At 67.0% G+C, this 19221-nt stretch carries 13 protein-coding genes; 5 read left to right on the top strand and 8 right to left on the bottom strand.

The genetic code is table 11. The features are described from left to right. Positions 1-42: 42 nt before the first annotated feature. Both MUN74_RS04400 and MUN74_RS04395 read right to left on the bottom strand, forming a co-directional pair. Positions 43-693 carry a hypothetical protein gene (locus MUN74_RS04400; protein ID WP_244855199.1) on the bottom strand — a complete coding sequence of 217 codons (651 nt, stop codon included), beginning with the start codon at positions 691-693 and terminating at the stop codon, positions 43-45. A gap of 207 nt (positions 694-900) precedes the next feature. After that, positions 901-1488 carry a hypothetical protein gene (locus tag MUN74_RS04395; protein WP_244855198.1) on the bottom strand — a complete coding sequence of 196 codons (588 nt, stop codon included), beginning with the start codon at positions 1486-1488 and terminating at the stop codon, positions 901-903. Positions 1489-1746: 258 nt separating this feature from the next. On the opposite strand from MUN74_RS04395, the gene MUN74_RS04390 reads away from it, so the two are divergent. Beyond that, positions 1747-3057 carry a PIN-like domain-containing protein gene (locus MUN74_RS04390; RefSeq protein ID WP_244855197.1) on the top strand — a complete coding sequence of 437 codons (1311 nt, stop codon included), beginning with the start codon at positions 1747-1749 and terminating at the stop codon, positions 3055-3057. Between the two features lie 224 nt (positions 3058-3281). Here MUN74_RS04390 and MUN74_RS04385 read toward each other — a convergent pair whose 3' ends face one another. Together MUN74_RS04385 and MUN74_RS04380 are read right to left on the bottom strand one after the other, a co-directional pair. Continuing rightward, positions 3282-3677, bottom strand: a complete 396-nt coding sequence (locus MUN74_RS04385; protein ID WP_244855196.1) for a hypothetical protein — start codon at positions 3675-3677, stop codon at positions 3282-3284. Positions 3678-4082: 405 nt separating this feature from the next. Then, complete coding sequence (locus tag MUN74_RS04380) at positions 4083-5702, bottom strand: ORC-CDC6 family AAA ATPase (protein ID WP_244855195.1); 1620 nt, start codon at positions 5700-5702, stop codon at positions 4083-4085. Positions 5703-6171: 469 nt separating this feature from the next. Between MUN74_RS04380 and MUN74_RS04375 the strand changes: the two genes are divergently transcribed. The 3 genes from MUN74_RS04375 to MUN74_RS04365 all read left to right on the top strand — a co-directional run bounded on the left by MUN74_RS04375 (position 6172) and on the right by MUN74_RS04365 (position 10281). After that, a complete protein-coding gene (locus tag MUN74_RS04375) occupies positions 6172-6957 on the top strand; it encodes a dCTP deaminase domain-containing protein (protein ID WP_244855194.1) in 786 nt (261 codons plus the stop codon). Continuing rightward, positions 6954-7562, top strand: a complete 609-nt coding sequence (locus MUN74_RS04370; protein ID WP_244855193.1) for a deoxynucleoside kinase — start codon at positions 6954-6956, stop codon at positions 7560-7562. The genes MUN74_RS04375 and MUN74_RS04370 overlap by 4 nt, the downstream gene beginning before the upstream one ends. Positions 7563-7647: 85 nt before the next feature. Then, entirely contained in the window at positions 7648-10281 is a 2634-nt protein-coding gene (locus tag MUN74_RS04365) for an ATP-dependent Clp protease ATP-binding subunit (RefSeq protein WP_244855192.1), read from the top strand. 200 nt (positions 10282-10481) lie between these two features. Here MUN74_RS04365 and MUN74_RS04360 read toward each other — a convergent pair whose 3' ends face one another. The 4 genes from MUN74_RS04360 to MUN74_RS04345 form a co-directional block, all read right to left on the bottom strand. Next, the gene (locus tag MUN74_RS04360; protein WP_244855191.1) at positions 10482-11141 is read right to left on the bottom strand and encodes a response regulator; all 660 of its coding nucleotides are present in this window, start codon (positions 11139-11141) and stop codon (positions 10482-10484) included. Continuing rightward, positions 11138-12295, bottom strand: coding sequence for a sensor histidine kinase (locus MUN74_RS04355; protein ID WP_244855190.1), 1158 nt, complete (start codon positions 12293-12295; stop codon positions 11138-11140). Before MUN74_RS04355 ends, MUN74_RS04360 begins: the two co-directional genes overlap by 4 nt. Next, entirely contained in the window at positions 12292-12945 is a 654-nt protein-coding gene (locus MUN74_RS04350; protein WP_244855189.1) for a DUF2306 domain-containing protein, read from the bottom strand. The genes MUN74_RS04355 and MUN74_RS04350 overlap by 4 nt, the downstream gene beginning before the upstream one ends. Positions 12946-13040: 95 nt before the next feature. Then, positions 13041-14438 (bottom strand): NAD(P)-binding protein, encoded by a 1398-nt coding sequence (locus MUN74_RS04345; RefSeq protein ID WP_244855188.1) that lies wholly within the window; start codon positions 14436-14438, stop codon positions 13041-13043. A gap of 215 nt (positions 14439-14653) precedes the next feature. On the opposite strand from MUN74_RS04345, the gene MUN74_RS04340 reads away from it, so the two are divergent. Continuing rightward, positions 14654-19186: a beta strand repeat-containing protein gene (locus tag MUN74_RS04340; RefSeq protein ID WP_244855187.1), complete on the top strand. Its 4533-nt coding sequence runs from the start codon at positions 14654-14656 to the stop codon at positions 19184-19186. Positions 19187-19221 lie beyond the last annotated feature (35 nt).

The raw sequence follows: 19221 nt of genomic DNA, 5'->3' as shown, positions 1-19221 counted from the left end.
GGACACGTCGACTGGCATTCCGCTTCGAAGCGGCGGAGTCGCCTACTCGCCTTCGCTCTGAGCAGCGAGTTGCTTCTCGCGCTCTTGCTTCTCTGCGATGAGAACGGCGTGCTTGTCTCGATGATCCATGCAGGTAGCCGAGGTGTCGGCGCCGATACCGAGCTGATACCGGATCTCCTGCGCTGCTGCCTGGGACGCAGCGCCATCTGGCCAGACCGCGTCGTACGCGGACTCGTAATCAGGTGCGTTCACCATGGTGCTCAACGTGCCGAGCGCGCTGATATTGAAGTCGCGCAGAGTGGTGATCTCGTTGCCGAGATCGTTTGGCCACTCGTAATACTCGTCGTCGAACAACTCAGTCTGCGCGCTGATGGAGTCCATTTGGACCTGGGCGGCCGCTTTCACGGCTGCGGGGTCGGGCGAACCCCCGTTGAGGAACTCATCTTCGCTCGCCTTGAACGCCGCGGTCAGCGCTTCGATCGTTGCATTCGTCGGGCAGACGATGCCGAGGTAGCGATCGGCCGCTTCGTCAACCGTGAGCTCCACTGGCCCTGGGTCGATCGTCGGCGTCGGGCTTGGGGTGATCGTCTGCGATGGCTTGGGAGCGGCCTGGTGGTTCGGTGTCGCCGTGCACCCTGCGAGCATCAGACACGTCGCGGCAAGAAGAGCGGCGTGCGCAGGAAGGTTCTTCATCGTCCGGGCCTCCTTGGTGCCTGCTGCATCCCCTGACGCGGAGGCGCAAGCCAACGTGCTGTCAATGCTGTCCGGCTAACGGTCCATACGCGACCTTAAACACGTCCATCACCCTCGAAGTGGGGCCGGGCGGGTCCGCATCTTTGGGCCCGTTCGACGGGGATGACGCCTAGCTCGAATCGGCATCGGGGATGGGAGCGCAGGTAATCAGACAGGATCGATCCGCAGCACCGGCGCCGCCTCATCCACGGTCAGATCATCGACAACCCGAATCTCACGAGCGAGCTCATCGACCTCCCCGACGACCGTCCCGAACCGCTCACGATCCCCGCACACCGCCGTCACGGTCACGAGGTGCGTGCCGAGATCCCACGTGTACGTCGCGAACGGCGGCCGGCCACCAGCCGGATGAGGCATCACGAGCTTCTCGCCCACGCCAAGGTACGTACCGCGGAACTCCTCGGTGTCGTCGTACTCGATCGGCATCGATGCTCGCGCGATCCGCACCTCAGGCGTCGCTGCCTGCACCTGGGCCATCACGACGAGCAGGTCGGGCTCGGCCTTCCAGACCCACACGAGCACGCGCCCGTCGGCCTTGCGCATCAGGAACGGCACGGCCTGGCTCATCGCCCACGCGCTGAAGCCGCCGCGCTTCGACCCCGAGGCATCCGCCCCCTTGGCCTGCGACAGCAGCATGCCGATCGCCGCCTTGCGGGCGCGGCGACCGCGGAACCCGAGGGAGTCGGTGACGGGCACCCACAGGGAGCGATCGGGTTCGGCGTGGAGTCGGGGCACGCTCCCAGCCTACGAGGCGGGCAGTGTTCGATCGGCGGATGCCTCGGCCGCTACATCATCGACTGCAAGAGCCGCGTGGCCGGTTGTCTTTGATTGCGTAGCACCATGTGACCCCGGTTTCGCCATGAATGTGAATCCGGCCTTTTCCGGATTATGGGAAATCGGCGTTGGGCAAGCCCCCGATCTGGGGACTCATCACTTCAAGTCGATCGGGGCTTCGCCGTGGCACGATGACGCAAGTAGAGCGGAGTCGAGAGTATGAAAAGCAGGTTTCGCGGGTACTACCCGCCTTCGCACGATGAGCTTGCCGAGCTCTGGAATGACGGCGTCGTAATACTCGACACCAACGCGCTCTTGAATCTGTTTCGATACACAGCCGACACGAGAAATAGCTTCCTAACGTTGCTTGCGGAGCGGGTGGAGTCCCTGTGGCTGCCACATCAGGTTGGGCTCGAGTTCCATCGTCGGCGACTCGAAGTCATCAACATGCAGGGGAGGGCCTTCGTCGATATCGATGAGAGTCTCACTTCGGCGAAGAATTCGGTGCAGGCTGCGATCAACAAGTTCAAGAGGCATCCTTCTCTGGACACGGCAGGACTCTCGGAGCTCTTGGAGACCAGCATTCGCGATATCGCCAACGGCCTTGCAAAGGCACGTGCAAGTCACGATGCCGATGTCGTTGGCGCTCATGCGATTGAAGCGACCTTTGATTCCATTACGGCGCTGTACGAAGGAAAGGTAGGCGAACCCTTCGGAGATTCCGAGCTGAAGGCGATACACGACGAAGGTGAAGTGCGGTATGCCGAGAGCATCCCGCCGGGCTACAAAGACAAAGCCAAGGATGGGACAGCGAAGTACGGTGATCTCGTCCTCTGGCGCCAGATCCTTGACTATGGGCGAGCGATGCAGAAGCCCGCAATCTTCGTCACGGACGATTCGAAGGAAGACTGGTGGTACATCGTCGAAGGAAAGACTCAGGGGCCGCGAGTTGAGCTCATCGACGAGTATTTTGATTCTGCGAAGGCCCGCATCCACTTCTACAGCCCTGAGCGGTTTCTTGCATACGCCCAGGAGCGAGGTTCGCAGATCAGCGCGAGTTCGCTGGATGAGGTTGAGCAGGTCTCGACGGCCCGTGCTGGTCGATCGGCACCGCAGGTTAATGATCTACTGCACGAGCGGGAAGTTCTGCGACGGCATCTCCACACCAACTTGCTTGAACGTCGAGAAGAAGCTGGAGGAGTTGGCCTTCGCGAAACCCTGAACATCGTGCGTTCGCTGGAGGATCGCCTCGATGAGCTTTCCGCGAGAATCAGTTCTATCCAAGACGATCTTGCTCATGAGGATGTCGACGGTAACCGGGTGCAAGCGCTGGAAATGCGCGAAGGGTTGCTCGCTGAGCAGTCGCACCTTACGAGCCAGTTGGCTACACTGACCCGTCACCTCGATGTCCTGCAGCGGCGCCGACGGCGCGATGCGCACCTGCGGGCCGATTCACGCGATCTTGAGCGTAGATTGACGGAGATCGATGATCGACTGCGAGACGCGGGCTACTTTGACCTCGACGAATAACTGGCGCGACTGAGGCGATTTGTCGGTGCAGGGCAGTGCCGTCTGGCTCGATTGTTGACTTTAGGCAGCTGATGTCGACGACCACGGCGCGGCGGATCGTCGGTTGGCGGCGGACCTGCATTCGGTGACAGCACCTACGTGGAGCGATCGGGTCCGGCGTGGAGTCGTGGCACGCTCCCAGCATGCGAGGCGGGCAGCGTGTGAATGATAGATGCCTCGGGCGACTACATCATCGACTGCAAGAGCCGCGTGGCCTGCTGATTGTCGTCGGTCGCGAGCACGACGCGGTTGCGGGTGGCGACGTAGACGAGCGAGATGTTGATGCCGGCCTCGCCCAGCGCACGCGCCATGCCGCCGAACACGCCCGGCGTATCGATGTCGGGCTCGGGCAGCGCCGGGCTCACGATGACGTCGGTCACCGCGTCGACCGCGATGTCTGCGCCCTCGAGCGCCGCCGTGGCACCCGCGACGTCGTCGACGAGGATGTGGACGGCACCCCGACCACCCTCCATGATCGCGCAGAGACCCTCGATGTTGACGCCCGCATTGCCGAGCGCTTCGCCGAGCCGAGCCCCCTCGCCGGGCTGATCCTCGAGGGTGACCAAGAGATCCTTCGCCATGACGGCACCTCCTTCTCGGGCTGTCTCTGGTCTACGCCGGTGGGGTTGGGGCGTCAATGCATGTTGCCGCGAGTCCACCGATGTCAGGAGCCAACTGAAATGCATATATCGACGCGCGAGAACGGCCGGTGTGCGAGCCGATCGAGCGGATCACTGTGTCGGGCAACGCAAACCCGCATTGAATACCCTCTGGAGCGGTGGGGCCCACGGCATCTCATTGAGACGCTCCATTTCACCGATGCCGCGGACGTGCTACGCGTAACGACCATCAGTTCGTCGACCGCACCGAGCGGGACCTTGCTGGCCAGACAATGCCGCACTACGTGTTCGTGGCGATTCCGACGGCGTGAAGAGGGTCGACTCGTGCGGCTTCGGCCGAGCACCGGCAGGGTCAGGCAGGAGACATTATGGCTCTAGGTCAAACAACGGTGATGGTTCTGTCGCGACAGACTCACCAAGCCCATCACGTTGTGCACGAAGATTACTTGCTTGATGGTCGCGCCACTCTGGCGAGTAGACCCACTCGGCGCGGCGAAGCTTGTCGAACTCGGCGGTTCCTTTCCAGAACTCCGGGATGCCGGTTCGGAGCCGCTGATCTGCGACCTGGGCGAGGTCAACCATGAATGCCATGGTCTTGATCCCACGCCAGTTTGGAGTGTTCGGAACCGTGTCTTTGATTCGATGCAAGAGTCGAAGGCTTTCGAGCTGTTGAATCTCCTTACCCCACCCACTTCCTTCGAGGTCGGATTGCTTCACGAGTACGAACGCGATATCGCCGGATTCTCGAGTGAAATCACAAATGTCTCGCCATCGCGAACTCAATGCCGGAGCATCAGTTCCGGCGTCCAGGCTCAGTTCTTCCTCTTCCTTGGTATTGAGCCGCTTCCGAACTGCCCGATGTACATCCCCCGCTTGGATGTTCACCCTGGCAGCGTCCTTGTAGGTTCCTGCCTTGCTCATTCGTTCGATCGCCTCGTCGAGCGCGGCATCGGTCAGGGTGATGTAGTCGCGAGCCACGGCTCCGCCGCAAGCAAGAACCATGCGCGCACGAGCGGTGTCGGTAAAGAGTTGAGGCGAAGTAACTTTGAACTCGGCGAGCACGCCGTCGAGCATGTCTTCGAGAAAGCGCTGGGCCGTCGCAAAATCGTCGAGGGTAACGTCCAGTGCCAGCCTGTCAATGTCTTGGGTTGGCTGCATACCAATCGGTGGATTACCTTCCACGAATGGGCGCAATCGCGACCCCACTCCGCCGACTTTCAGCCAAACTCCGGTGCTCTTGCAAACTTGGTGTAGGTAGTCGAGAACATGCGGCTGATCCTGCAACCTCACGAAGTAGTAATCGTCGATGAATATGATCGCGTGCTGATCCGCGGAACGCTTGACGAGTTGCGAAAGTACGTGTGCGATCTGTGGTGCGAGTTGTTGAAGGCGTTCAATTTTCAGCTCTTCGAACTCCGCCTCGCTCGAATGTGTGGACGTGGAGGAGCGCCCGGCCGCGAGTCGTGCCCCGGCATTGCCGCCTTCGAGCGGGATTCCGAGGCTGAGACGTCCTTGGGCCTTTACGTCGCGCGCAGCTCTTCTCTCGACCTTTCGAATCAGGCTTTGCGGGTCCTCGAGAATTGCGCTCAGTTTTCGGGCGAGTCGCTTCGAATCGACTTTGAGACGAGTGTCCTTGTACAGGTGACCGACTCGAATTGGAGGGGCGATCTCGTCAAGAAGTGCAACAAGTATCTCGATCAGGACGTCGGGGAATTCCCGACCCTTGAACCTCTCCATGTCAACCGTCGCCACCGCAATGCCATCTGCTTGAAGACGCTTGCGGACCACGTGCAGCAGCGTGGATTTGCCTGTCCCACGACGGCCAGTCAGCAGATGGTGGCGGCGGGCAGCGAGTTTGTCGGTGACCCCAGGGCGGAGTTCGATGAAGCGCTCGTACACGCGATCCGCTGAACTCTCATCGGCGCGAGCTGCTTCCGCGAGTGCTTTTCGTACTGCGCCAACGTCGCGGACGAACAGTTCTCCCATTGGCTCTTCCTTCACACGCGCACATCGCTCCGACAACAGGCCCTTGAATGCTGCTGCGGCGCATCCTCCTGATCGTCATGCGATCCTACGGTCGGCTTGACGCAAATTGACGTATGTCTTTGTGACCCGTTCTAGGGGTGGCCCCTTCGAGGCTGAGCACATCAAGTCGCCATAGAACGCCGCTTCGAAGCCCTCACCTGGTACAGGAGGCAGGTCTCGCGTCGCGGGCGTGAGTTGGTGAATCTTCGTGTCGATAGGTTTCCCACTGCACAACAAGATCAGGTTGACGAGGCCACGGAGAGTGTGCGCGACGCCGCCCGTCCATGTTGGGATGTTCGCGTCCCAGTTGTGCCGCAAGAGCAACTCTGTCGAGCGAATGGGCCGGGCCGCCGCCAACGCGAGTCAATCATCCGTACTCAATCGGCAGGGCGAGTGGCCGAGCATCGCGGCGACTGGAATGCTTCAACTCATGTCTTCGACACTCATCGACAAGCAGATCATCTCGCTCGCGGAGAGCGGGCTCTTGATCACCTCCGAGTTTGCGCCGGAGCGCGTCAAACAAGCGTGCTACGAGCTACGCGCTTCGGATATCTTCTATGATCTCGACGAGCCAGATCGGCGACACGTTGCAGCGCTAGGCGACACAATCTTGATGAAGCCAAAGCAGATGATCGTGTTCATCACGATGGAGTCCCTCGATCTACCAGACGACTATTTCGGTCGGGTCATGAGCAAGGGACAACTATTCAGTTTGGGCCTCGTGCCTGTCAACACATTTGCCGACCCAGGGTTCGTCGGCCGCCTGGGAATTGTGATGATCAACGCGTCGAACGAGTACCTCGCGATCCCTCCAGGCACAGCGATCGCGAAAATCGAGTTCGTGAAACTGGATGAGCCTGTCGCGCGGCCTTATTCCGGGCAGCACGGATACGAGACCGAGATATGGCCGATCGCGAACTCATTCAAACTGTCCAAATCCGAGATCAAGAAGGATCCAAGGGTTGGCGATACGGTAAGTGAGCTCACTCGCGCATACGGAGACGATTTCGGTCGCGTTACCACCCGAGTGTTCCGCTACGAGCGGAGGTTGCTTATAGCTTCGGCGCTGTTTGTTCTGTTGTCCATGGCCGTCGTCCTGGCAATCGGTGACGAGTCAATTGAAGACAACTGGTTAGCGGTCGTAATCGGTGTGCTGAGCAACGTACTCTTTCAGCTCATTCTGTGGTTCGGACTGAACTTGCGGCGTCGGAAATGACGAAATCATCGGTCGTGGTGTCGGTACTCGGCAACATTGCGGCTGGAAAGACCACGATCGCTGGGTCGCTCGCCCGCAGCATCTCGCTGAGACCCGTGCTCGAGCGGCCGGAACTCAATCCGTTCTTGCCAAGGCTGCGCGCGGCGCCGACTCGATGGTGCTTCGCGAATCAGGCGTGGTATATCAACGAAGCTGCTAACTCGCTGCGCCTCGCAATGGGACAGGGCGGGGTGTTGGATCACTCGTTGGAAGAACTGATTGAGATCCACACACCCGTGTTCGTCGAGAACAAGTGGCTGGAGCGGTCTGAAGCTGATTTGTTGACGGCGCTTGGGCGGACTTTGACACGCGGGATCGCGGTTCCTGATGTGTACGTGCTCGCGGAGTGTCCTTTTGAGGTGCTTATCGAGCGGGTCACTGCTCGAGGTCGTGGCGCGGACCGAGTCCCCGACATCCGTTATCTGGAATTGGTGACAGCGGAGCGCGAGAGGTTCCTCGCGACCACGACCGTGCCCGTCGTGCGGGTTGACACCTCCACGCTTGACATTCGACAGCCCGCATCCGCTTCGACCGTCGCGGCAGATATTCTGCGGGCCCTCGCCTAGCTGCCGACTGGAGTCGCGTGGAATACTCCAGACACGGACGCGTTGAACTTGAGCGAACCACACTCAACTTCAACCAGGAGGCCAGGTGCCCAACGACTTCAACGAGGCCGGCGCGAGCTCGTTCGACGAGTTCCTCGCCCGATACCTCGCGGGTGAGCAAGCTCGGCAGGCGCGGTCGATCGACCTCAGCCGGTTCTTGACTGCCCGTACTCAATCGATCCTTCAGCAGGCGGGCCGCTTCGCCCTCGAACGCGGACAGGTCGAGCTCGACGCCCTGCACATCCTGCGCGTCATCGTCGAAGACGAGAGCGTGCAGCAGGCGATCCGACGCATCGGCGCGAGCCCCGAACGCATCATCACGGCGACCGAGGCACGTCTGCCCGCTGCCGGCGAGGTCGCCGACATCAACGCGGCGACGATCACGCCGAGTGCTTCCCGCGCGCTGTTCCACAGCTACCAGGTGGCGCGCTCGTCGGGGGCGACGTACATCGACCCCGAGCACCTGTTCTTCGCGTTGGTGCTGGGGCAGGATGCGCCTGCGGGGCAGGTGCTGGCTCGGGCTGGGGTGACGGCTGAGGCGTTGACGCAGGGGATGCGTGAGCACGACGGGGGGACCGGTTTCGAGACGCGTCCGACTTCGTCGGGTGCTCCTCAACCCGCGGATGAGGAGTCGACCACGCCGATGCTCGACAAGTTCGGCATGGACCTCACCGAGCTGGCCGCGAACGGCGAGCTCGACCCCGTGATCGGGCGTGCCGACGAGATCGAGCAGACGATTGAGATTCTCAGCCGCCGCACCAAGAACAACCCGGTGCTCGTCGGCGAGGCCGGCGTCGGCAAGACGGCGATCGTCGAGGGCCTCGCCCGCGCGATCGTCGAGGAGAACGTGCCCGAGGCGCTGCTCGGCAAGCGCGTCATCGCGCTCGACCTGCCCGGCATGCTCGCCGGCACCCGCTACCGCGGCGACTTCGAAGAGCGCCTCACGAAGACCATGGAGGAGATCGCCGACAACAAGGGCGAGCTCATCGTCTTCATCGATGAGGTGCACACGGTCGTCGGCGCAGGTGGTGCGGGCGACGGCGGCATGGACGCGGGCAACATCCTGAAGCCCCGCCTCGCACGCGGCGACCTGCACCTCGTGGGTGCGACCACGCTCAACGAGTACCGCAAGATCGAGAAGGACCCGGCGCTCGAGCGCCGCTTCCAGCCGGTGCGCGTCGGCGAGCCGTCGATCGACGACGCCGTGCTCATCCTGCAGGGCGTCAAGCCTGCGTACGAGCAGCACCACGGCATCGAATACACGGATGCCGCGATCCGCGCCGCCGTCGAACTGAGCGCCCGCTACCTGACCGACCGGGTGCTGCCCGACAAGGCGATCGACCTCATCGACCAGGCCGGCGCGCGCCTGCGGCTGCGCCTCGGCGTGAAGGTGGATGTCTCCGCCCTGCAGGTGCGCCTGGGTGAGCTCGAGGCGGAGAAGAACGCCGCGGTGTCGAACGAGCACTATGAGGAGGCATCCCGGATTCGGGATGAGATCTCGAAGGTGCAGGGGAAGCTCGATGAGGCGACGTCGGTCGGTCGAGTAGGCGCGCAGCGCCGTATCGAGACCACCGATAGCGAGGGTTTCGATACGCGTGCTCCTTCGTCGCTCGCTACTCAACCGGCGGCGACCATTGTCGACGAGGCCGACATCGCCGCGGTGATCTCGCGGGCCACCGGCATCCCGGTGAACCGCCTCACTGAGACCGAGCGCGAGCGCCTCGCCGACCTCGAGGGCGAGCTGCACCAGCGCGTCATCGGGCAGGACGACGCGGTCACCGCGGTCGCGAAGGCCGTGCGCCGCAACCGCACCGGCATGGGCGACAGCCGCCGGCCGGTCGGGTCGTTCCTGTTCCTCGGGCCGACGGGTGTCGGCAAGACCGAGCTCGCGAAGTCCCTCGCCGACCGCCTGTTCGACGACGAGACCGCCGTGATCCGATTCGACATGTCGGAGTTCGGCGAGCGGCACACCGTGTCGCGCCTCGTCGGCGCCCCTCCCGGCTACGTCGGCTACGACGAGGCCGGCCAGCTCACCGAGCGCGTGCGCCGCAACCCGTACTCGATCGTGCTGTTCGACGAGATCGAGAAGGCGCACCCCGACGTGTTCAACCTGCTGCTGCAGGTGCTCGACGACGGACGCCTCACCGACGGCCAGGGCCGCACGGTCGACTTCCGCAACACGGTCGTCGTGATGACCTCGAACCTCGGTTCGGAGTTCCTCGCGTCGCGGTCGGGTGCGCTCGGCTTCGTCGCGGGCACGGATGCCTCGGGCTTCGCGTCGCAGGACGACGTGAAGGCTCGCGTCATGGGCAAGCTGCGCGAGGCCATGCGGCCCGAGTTCCTCAACCGCATCGACGAGATCGTGCTGTTCCAGAAGCTCGACCAGCCCCAGCTCGAGCAGATCGTGCGCCTGATGCTCGGTGCCACGGCGCGACGTCTCGCCTCGCGCGAGGTCGGCCTCGAGGTGACCGATGCCGCGGTCGCGCTGCTCGCCGAGCGAGGGTACGAGCCCGAGTACGGTGCGCGCCCGTTGCGCCGCGTCATCCAGCGCGAGGTCGACGACCGCATCGCCGACCTGTTCGTCTCGGGTGCCGTGGGCGACGGGGGCGCGGTGCACGTCGACGCCCGCGACGGCGAGTTCGTCGTCACCGCCGCCGGTCTCGTGCCGATGGCGGCGTAACCCCTCCCGCCGGTTGAGGAGGCGCGCCAGCGCCGTCTCGAAACCCAGTGACCCGACCTGCGAAACCGAACCCCCGGCCCTCGTTCCCCGAGGGCCGGGCGTTCGTCGTGCGCGGTCGCGGGTCTCGATACGCGTGCTCCTTCGTCAGGCGCTCCTCAACCCAAGGGTTTCGATACGCGTCCGACTCCGTCGGGCGCTACTCAACCGGCGGCGGCGCGCTCGTGCGCCCAGATCGCGAGCTCGACGCGGTTGCGGGCGCCCGTCTTGGCCATGATGCTCGCGATGTGCGTCTTCACCGTGCTCAGCGAGATGTGCAGCTCGCGCCCGATCTCGGTGTTGCCGAGGCCGCGGGCGAGCGCGGCGAGCACGTCCTCCTCGCGGTCGGTGAGCGGGGTGACCGGTGCCACCGGTACTGCAGGTGCGGATCCAGCCGACCCCGCGAACGCCTCGATGAGGCGCACCGTCACGTTCGGGTCGATGAGCGCGTCGCCGCGGGCGGCCGCGTGCACGGCCTCGGCGAGCAGCACGGGCCCGGCGTTCTTGAGCAGGAATCCGCGCGCGCCCACCCGCAGCGCGCCGTAGACGTACTCGTCGAGATCGAACGTCGTGATGACCACGACCGCCATCGGGTCGGCGATCCCGGGCCCCGCGAGCTCACGCGTCGCCTCGAGACCGTCCATCACCGGCATCCGGATGTCGAACAGGCACACGTCGGGCCGCAGCTCGCGCGCGAGGGAGACCGCCGCGGCGCCGTCGGCGGCCTCGCCGACCACCTCGATGCCGGGCTGCGCATCGAGGATCATGCGCAGGCCCGACCGCACGAGCTCCTGGTCGTCGGCGATCAGCACGCGCACGTTCATGACGACCATCCTGCGCGTGGCAGGTTCGCGGTGACGGCCCATCCGCCGCGCGGCGCCGGGCCGGCCTGGCAGGTGCCGCCGAGCAGCGCGGCCCGCTCGGCCATGCCGGTGAGGCCGAAACCGGGCTGTGCGGATGCCTCAGGCTCGCCGTCGTTCTGAACCGAGAGCCGCACGCCGTCGGCGTCGGCGAGCACCCGCACGTCGACGCGCGTCGCACCACGGGCGTGCCGGCGGGCGTTCGTCACGCCCTCCTGTGCGAGTCTGAAGACGGTCGCGGCGACGACCGGCGGCAGCGCGTCGACGTCGCCCTCGAGCTGCACGTCGACGACGGGGGAGCCGTCGCCCGCGGCGAGAGCCCGCAGGTCGGCGATGCCGGGCAGCGGTGCCAGGTCGGCCGCGGGTGCGGCATCCCGCCCCGATGCCGCCGAGTCGGGTCGGCGCAGCACGCGCACGATCGCCCGCATCTCGTCGAGCGTGCGCGACGCCTCGATCTCGATCACGCGCAGCACCTCGGCTGCGGCCGCGGGGTCGGCCCGTGCGACCGCCGTGCCCGCCTGCGCCTGGATCGCGATCGCCGACACGTGGTGCGCGACGGTGTCGTGCAGGTCGCGCGCGAGCTGCTCGCGTTCGAGCAGGCGCGCCCGGTCGAGCTCGCGCGCCCGGGAGCCGGCGCGCCAGCGGAACGCGACGCCGAGGGTGCACGTCAGGGTCGCGACCGCGACTCCGCCGATGACGTCGCCCAACGGCGGGGCACCGCCGACGTACTCGAGCAGCACGCCGGCGACGACGAGCGCGGCGCCGCCGATGAGCGCCCGGCCCGACCCCCAGCGGAATGTCGCGTACACGAGCACGAGGAAGTACGCGGTCGTGAACAGCTGCGAGTCGCCGCCCGTCGCGAGGCTCACGGCGGTGCCGGCGCCGAACGCGATCGCGAGCATCGTGAACGGCCGCGTGCGTCGCCACAACAGCGTCGGCGCGAGCGCCACGAGCACGACCGCCCAGAGCCAGCGCCACGGCACGTCGGTTCGCAGCGCGACCTCGACGAGCGCGAGCGCCATGACGAGGCCGACGAGCACCCAGTCGCGCCAGACCCGTCGCGGCGGTGGCGGTGCAGCGGCCGGCGCGTGCCAGAGCGCGCTGGCGGGGCTCGTCATGCCCCGATGATACGTCGGCGACGGATGACGAACTCGGCCACCGCGAGGTTGATCACCCAACCCGCGCCCATGAGCACCGCGTGCATCGCCTCGCCGGGGGCGCCGAACACGAGCGTGAACGGCAGGAACGTGAAGACCTGCGTGCCGGCGCCGATGCCGATCGCGTAGGCGCGCGTCATCCAGGCGCTGTGCGTCGCGACGTCGCCGCGGCGGATCGCGAGGAACGCGACGACGATCGCGGCCGCCATCGTGGTGCCGAAGCCGAGGCGCATCACCCAGAGGGCGGGGCCGTTGACCGCCGGCATCGAGTAGAACAGCGTCATCCACAGCGCCGACCCCGCCGAGAGCAGGCCCGCGGGTGCCGCGATGCGCCCCGCGATGCGGTGCCAGCGGTGACGTCGCAGCGACGGTGCGAACTGCAGCGCGCCGAGCACGAGGAAGATGCTCGACCCCACGACGTGCACGATCACGGGCACCGGCGAGTCGAAGAACCGCGCGTTGTCGGCGTTCACCGGGCCGCCGCTCGCGAGCGAGGTCAGGCGGAACGCGCCGCCGAGGAGCGGCACGAGGCTCAGGGCGATGAGGCCCGCGGGAACGAGCCACTCGGGGCGGCGGGTCGTGGTGCGGCGTGCGGCGGTCGTCGTGGTCATGCCCCGATGCTCGCGCCGCCGAGGTCTCCGGCACATCGGCCGAGTGGCTCGACCGCATCGGCCGATCGGCCGAGCCTCGATGCGCTCCTTCGTCGCTACTCGACCACCGAGACGGTGCCTCCGCTCAGCTCCATGAGCCGGGCGACGCCCGGCCGGGTGTGCGCCTGCAGCCGACCGAGTACCTCGTCGAGCTCGGTCGAGTGCGGAGACCCGGGCGCGATGCGTGCCGGATTGATCGCGACGGTCGACGCCCACGCGGCGATGTCGGGCTCCGCCCCGAACGACATCGCGTTGCGGGCGCCGACCGCGGTCATGCGCACCCACGCCGCCATCGAGTCGGGGTAGGGCGACGGCGGGCACAGCCGGTTCTTCTCGTCGTCGTCGGTGCGGGTGGCCTCGACGTAGCCCGCGATCGCCGCCCCGAAGCACGGAAAGCCCGACCGCACCGGCTGCAGCGTCATCTCGCCGGGCGACCAGATCGGCACGAGCGGCCGGTTGAGCAGGCCCTTGCCGGCGCAGTGCACGACGAGTGCGTCGTCGGCGATCGGGATCGACCCGCTCGCGAAGTCGATTCGCCCCCGTGCGACCCGCGTGATGTGCCCGAGTCGCACGACGTCATCGATCGTGCGCAGCAGGTCGAGCTCCCACGTCGCGAGGGTGGGCGCCCGCGCCATGGTGGGCATCACCGAGCGGTCGATGCGCAGCATGATGCCCGCGTCCTCGAGCCGCAGGAACAGCTGCTCGAGCGACTCCGCCGTCTCGCCCGCCTCCATGGTGTCGGCGACCATGCCGAGGAACACCTCTGGCACGGGCTGTACGACTGCGCGGTTGATCATCCACGGGTCGCGCGGCCGAATCCACGTGATGGCGTCGGGTGCGACGCCGTGCGTCAGCAGCCACACGCAGGCGTCGGTCGCGGTCTTGCCCGACCCGACGATCACGTACTGACTCGCCGGTTCGTCGACGTGGGCGAGCTCCCCCACCGGCACGACGCGCGCGCCGTCGTCGACCTCGAACGGGGGCGGAAGCTCGGCAGGCACCAGGGGTGCGAGGTAGTGCGCGTCGACGACCCGGCACCGATCGGGAACCGTGAACCGTTCGCCCGACACCCGCGACGCGAACGTGCGGTCGCCGAGGTACTCGCAGCCGGGGAAGAACTCGACCCGTCCCGAGTCGAGCAGGCGGTCGGCGAGGATGCGCTCGTAGTACGCGCAGATCTCCGACTTCGTCGCGCGCTCCTGCAGCCCGGTCTCCGGCCCGCGGTGCTGCACGCGGCCACCGCCGAGCAGCGTCGAGCCGACGCCGTAGAGGGCGGATGCCTGGTGCAGGCGCACGAACGGGTAGGCCTCGAGCCAGTGGCCGCCGACCCCGTGCCGGCGATCGACGATCGCCACCCTCGCCCGGTCGGTGTGGTCAATGAGCGCGTCGGTGAACGCCATCCCCATCGCCCCCGCCCCGACCACGAGGTAGTCGACGTCGACCGCGGTGCTCATGGGAAGACCTCCCGCAAACAAGCCAAGAAATCCTCACGATCGGTCATGCTCTCAGGATCCTCCCGTCGGCCGACGGGCACAATCGCCCGCGGGTGCGCCCGCCACCCCCGTTCTCGGGGTGGCGGATGTCGCGCGACGGCGCGATTGTTGGCACCAGTTCCGCATCGAACCCGACGATCGCGGATCGACGGCGATGGCCGCCCCGAGGAGGGCCCATGTCCTACGCGTCCGAACCGCGCTCAACCGACGTGGTCGCCTCGGCGGCGACCGATGCGGGCGTGCACCGACCGAGACTGCTCGCGCTCGTGCTCCTCACCGTCGCTGCGGTGGTCCTCGCGGTCGCGACGCCGTCGGTCGCCTTCGCCGTCGATGACGGGATGCAGCTGCGGTACGCGTGCGCCCAGAAGTCGAACGGGCTCATGCGGGCGGCGTCAGCTCCCGGCGACTGCCGGCCGAAGCAGGAGACGGCGGTCGCCATCTGGCCCGGCCCGACCACGCTGTGCATCCAGCCCGACGGCTCGGTGCGCCGCTATGTATCGGCGAAGTCGTGCACGGGAACGAAGCCGGCGGGCACCAAGCTCGTCGTGCCGACCACGAACGGGCAGCCCGTCTACTTCTGCGCCCCGAGCTCGGGGGTGCTGCGACGGGTGAGCGCCTCGACCGCGTGTCTCAGCGGCGAGCGGCGCTGGGTGATCGGCAACCACGTGCCGAGCGACCTCACGCTCTCGAACGACGACGTGCTCGAGAACGAGCCCGCCGGCACCGTCGTCGGAACCCTCGCGCTCGTCGACGAAGACCCCGCGGCGACGCCCGCGTTCACGCTCGTGAGCGGCACGGGTGACGCCGACAACTCGTCGTTCACGATCACCGGGTCGACCCTGAAGACCGCCGCGAGCTTCGACTACGAGGTGAAGCAGAGTTACTCGATCCGCGTGCGCGGCAGCGACGGCTACGGCGGCAGCCGCGAGGAGGCGTTCACGATCGGCGTGCTCGACGTCGTCGAGGACCTGCCGCCGACCGCCGTCGACGACTCGGCGACCGTCGACGAGGACAGCGGCGCGACGGCGATCGACGTGCTCGCGAACGACGAGAACGGCGACGGCGGACCGATCGCGATCAGCCAGGTCTCGCAGCCGGCGGACGGCACCGTCGAGATCGCCGGCGACGAGGCATCCCTCACCTACGAACCCGGCCCCGCGTACTGCAACGACCCGCCCGGAACGACCCCCGACACGTTCACCTACACGCTCGCGCCCGGCGGGTCGACCGCGACGGTGAGCGTGCGGGTCACGTGCGTCGACGACCTGCCGGTCGCCGCCGACGACGAGGCGACCGTGAATGAGGATGCTCCCGCCACGGCGATCGACGTGCTCGCGAACGACGAGGACCTCGACGGCGGCCCGCGCTCGATCACGAGCGTCGTGCAGCCCGACCACGGCACCGTCGCCATCACCGGCGGCGGAACCGGGCTCACCTACGCGCCCGATGCCGACTACTGCAACGCCCCGGGCGGCGAGCCCGACGTGTTCAGCTACACCCTCACGCCGGGCGACGGCAATGCCCAGGTGTCGGTCACCGTGACCTGCATCGCGGACGCGCCCGTCGCCGACGATGAGAGCTTCGGCGACGCCGACGCAGCGGTCGGCAACACCGCCTACGTGATCGACGACCCCACCGACGCCGCGCCGACCGTTGCCGGCCCGCATCTCGTGGTCACGGGCGACCTGCTCGAGGGCGACACCGACGGCGACCAAGGTACCGAGCTCGCGATCGTGCCCGGCACGTTCGCGACCCAGCAGGGCGGCAGTGTCACGCTCGAGGCCGACGGCGACGTCGTCTACACGCCGCCGGCCGGCTGCACGACGGTCTCCGACGGGTTCGACTACACCGTCACCGACCAGGACGCGGTCGCCCCGCTCACCGGCACCGGCCACGTCACCATCGCCATCGGCGACTGCGTCTGGTACGTGAGCAACGACGCGGCGGGCAACAGCGGCACCTCGACCGCACCGTTCGACACGATCGCGCAGGCGGCCTCGGCGAGCGCCGCGGGCGACGACCTCTTCGTCTTCGACGGCGACGGCAGCACCACCGGGTACTCGACCGCGATCACGCTCGACGACGACCAGCAGCTCATCGGCGAGGCATCCGACCTCGTCGTCGACGGCCGCACCCTGCACCAGGGCGACCCGGCGAAGCGGCCGACGATCACCATGGCCTCTGGCACCTTCGTCATCGGACTCGGCGTCGGCAACCGCGTCGCCGGGCTCGAGGTGCACCCCGTCACCGCGGGCGGCGGCATCGGCGTCGTCGACATCGCGAACGACCCGGGCGGTGACGCGACCATCGACGACGTGCGCATCGTCGATGCGATCGACGGCGGCATCGGCCTCGCGCTGCAGGGCCTGACCGGCACGAACGTGATCGGCGATCTCGACGTCGACGTGATCGGCACGGGCGTGTTCGTCGACTCCACCCAGAAGGTCGTGTTCGACCCGGCGGCCACCGTGAAGATCCGCACCTCGGGAACCGGTTGGACGTTGCTCGCGCGGCTCTGCAATCTCGAAGGAAGCCAGATCGACCAGCTCGTCACGACCGGAGTGTCCAACGGCGGCGGCGTCAACCTGCAGCAGACGACCGGCGCCCTCGCGTTCGGCGACCTCGACATCCGCACGCTGAACTCGAGCCAGGCGGCCTTCTCGCTCAGCCTGACCGGTCCGGTGACCGTGCCGGCGAGCGCGACCGCGAAGATCGTCGCGACCAACGGCCCGGCGGTCAGCGTCGGCGCGTCGTCGGGCTCGCAGCTCTCGTTCGACGAGGTGACCGCGACGAAGAGCGGTGTGTACGGCATCAACATCGACCAGATCGGCGCGGGCACGTTCTCGGCGGCGGCTGGCGAGCTCTCGTCGGGGCCCTTCGGACTCACGCCATTCAGGGTGCGCGGCGGCACCGGCGACATCTCGTACGGCGGCTCGATCACCGACGGACCGGCGACCACCAGCGTCGACATCCAGAACCGCGCCGGAGGCACCGTCACGCTCTCGGGATCGATCACCGACGGCAGCGACGCGGGCGGCGGCATCGTCGTCGCGAACAACACCGGCGGCGCCACCGTGCTCTCGGGGCCGTCGAAGCACCTCGAGACCGGTACCGCCGACGGCATCCGGTTCGCCTCATCCAGCGGGCACAGCCTCTCGATCACGGGCGGCGGACTCGACGTCACGACGACGAGCGGGATGCCGCTCGAAGCCGCCCTGTCGGGCACCATCGTCGTCACCGGCGCCGGCAACAGGCTCTCGAGCACGACCGGCACCGCGCTCACGATCGCGCTGACCGGCATCGGGGCCGACGACGTCACGTTCCAGCGCATCGCCTCGAACGGGGCGCCCTCGGGCATCGTGCTGGCCGGCACGGGCACGGCGGGCGGACTGCACGTCACGGGCGGCGGCAGCACCGTCCAGGGCGGGGACGCCTCGGGCGGCACGATCGCCGCCGCCACCGGCGACGGCATCTCGCTGCAGAACACCGCGGATGCCTCGTTCCGCAACGTCCGCGTCGAGAACAGTGCCGGCAACGGCATCTCGGGCATCGGCGTCACCGGGTTCTCGTTCCTCAGCGGCACGGTCACGGGGGCGGGCGACGCTGCTGGCGAAGACGGCATCGCCTTCGACGGGGCGGGCATCGTCAACCTCTCGGGCGTCGTCGACATCTCGAACAACGTGCTCACGTCGAACGAGGCATCCGGCATCTCGATCGCCAACCGCGGCGGCACGATCTCGCAGCTGAAGATCGACGGCAACCGCATCGCCGATGCCGGTGACCTGCTCACGCCCGGCTCGGCGGTGGTGATGTCGGCGACCGGAAGTTCGGCCGGTGCCGCGACGATCTCGAAGGGCACGATCTCGAGCAACGTGATCAGCGACTTCCGCGCCGGCGATGGTATCCGCGTGCTCGGCGGCAACACCGAGAGTGCCATCCCGTCGACACTCGGCGCGAGTGTCGTCGCAATCACCGGCAACCGCATGGACGGCGGCGACGGCGGCCCCGGGCAGCAACCCGACACGTTCGCCGACGTCAGAGTGTTCGGTGCGGGCGTCGGCAACTTCGACGTGTCGAACAACGGCACCAACGCCGAGCCGCTCCGCCACTTCGAGTGCGAGGTGATCGATATCGCGACCGGCGGCGCGGCGAACGTCACGGCGACAGTGAACGCCAACGTCATCGCGGCCGGAAACGGATCAGGTTGCGTCGGTATCTCGGCCGAAGCGCGCTCGTTCGGCTCGGTCGGGGCGGACCTCGCCGCGCGGGTCACGAACAACCAGGTACGGTCGACCGCCGGCCCGGGGATCTCGGTAGTGGCGAGTGGCGCCGGCGAGGTCTCGTCGCGCGTGAAGGACAACACCGTCTGGGCGCCGACCGGCGGCTACGCGGGCATCTTCGCCGCTTCGGGCGAGGATGGCGACATCGGAGCCCGGCTCTGCCTGGCGATCACCGGCAACACGACGGCGGGCGGCACGGACCAGCTGGTCGGGTTCCGCGCGCCCGGTATCGAGCTCGCGAAGGAGGCGGACGACCTGCTCAAGAATCCCTTCGGCATCGAGGGCCTGCCGGCAGGGCTGACCGCATCGCCCAACGTCGAGTTCTACGTGAACAGTCTCAACGCGAGTACGCCGGGCGACCTCGGCGTCGGTGGCACCTTCCTCTCGAAAGCGACGGCCGGCTTCTCTCCATGCGCGACCGCGCAGTGACCCGGCGTACGCCCAGCTGAGACCCCGTGAGCCGG

The organism is Agromyces sp. H17E-10 (genome assembly GCF_022919715.1).
In the GTDB taxonomy this organism is placed as follows: Bacteria; Actinomycetota; Actinomycetes; order Actinomycetales; family Microbacteriaceae; genus Agromyces.
This window is presented reverse-complemented; position numbering and strand designations above follow the sequence as displayed.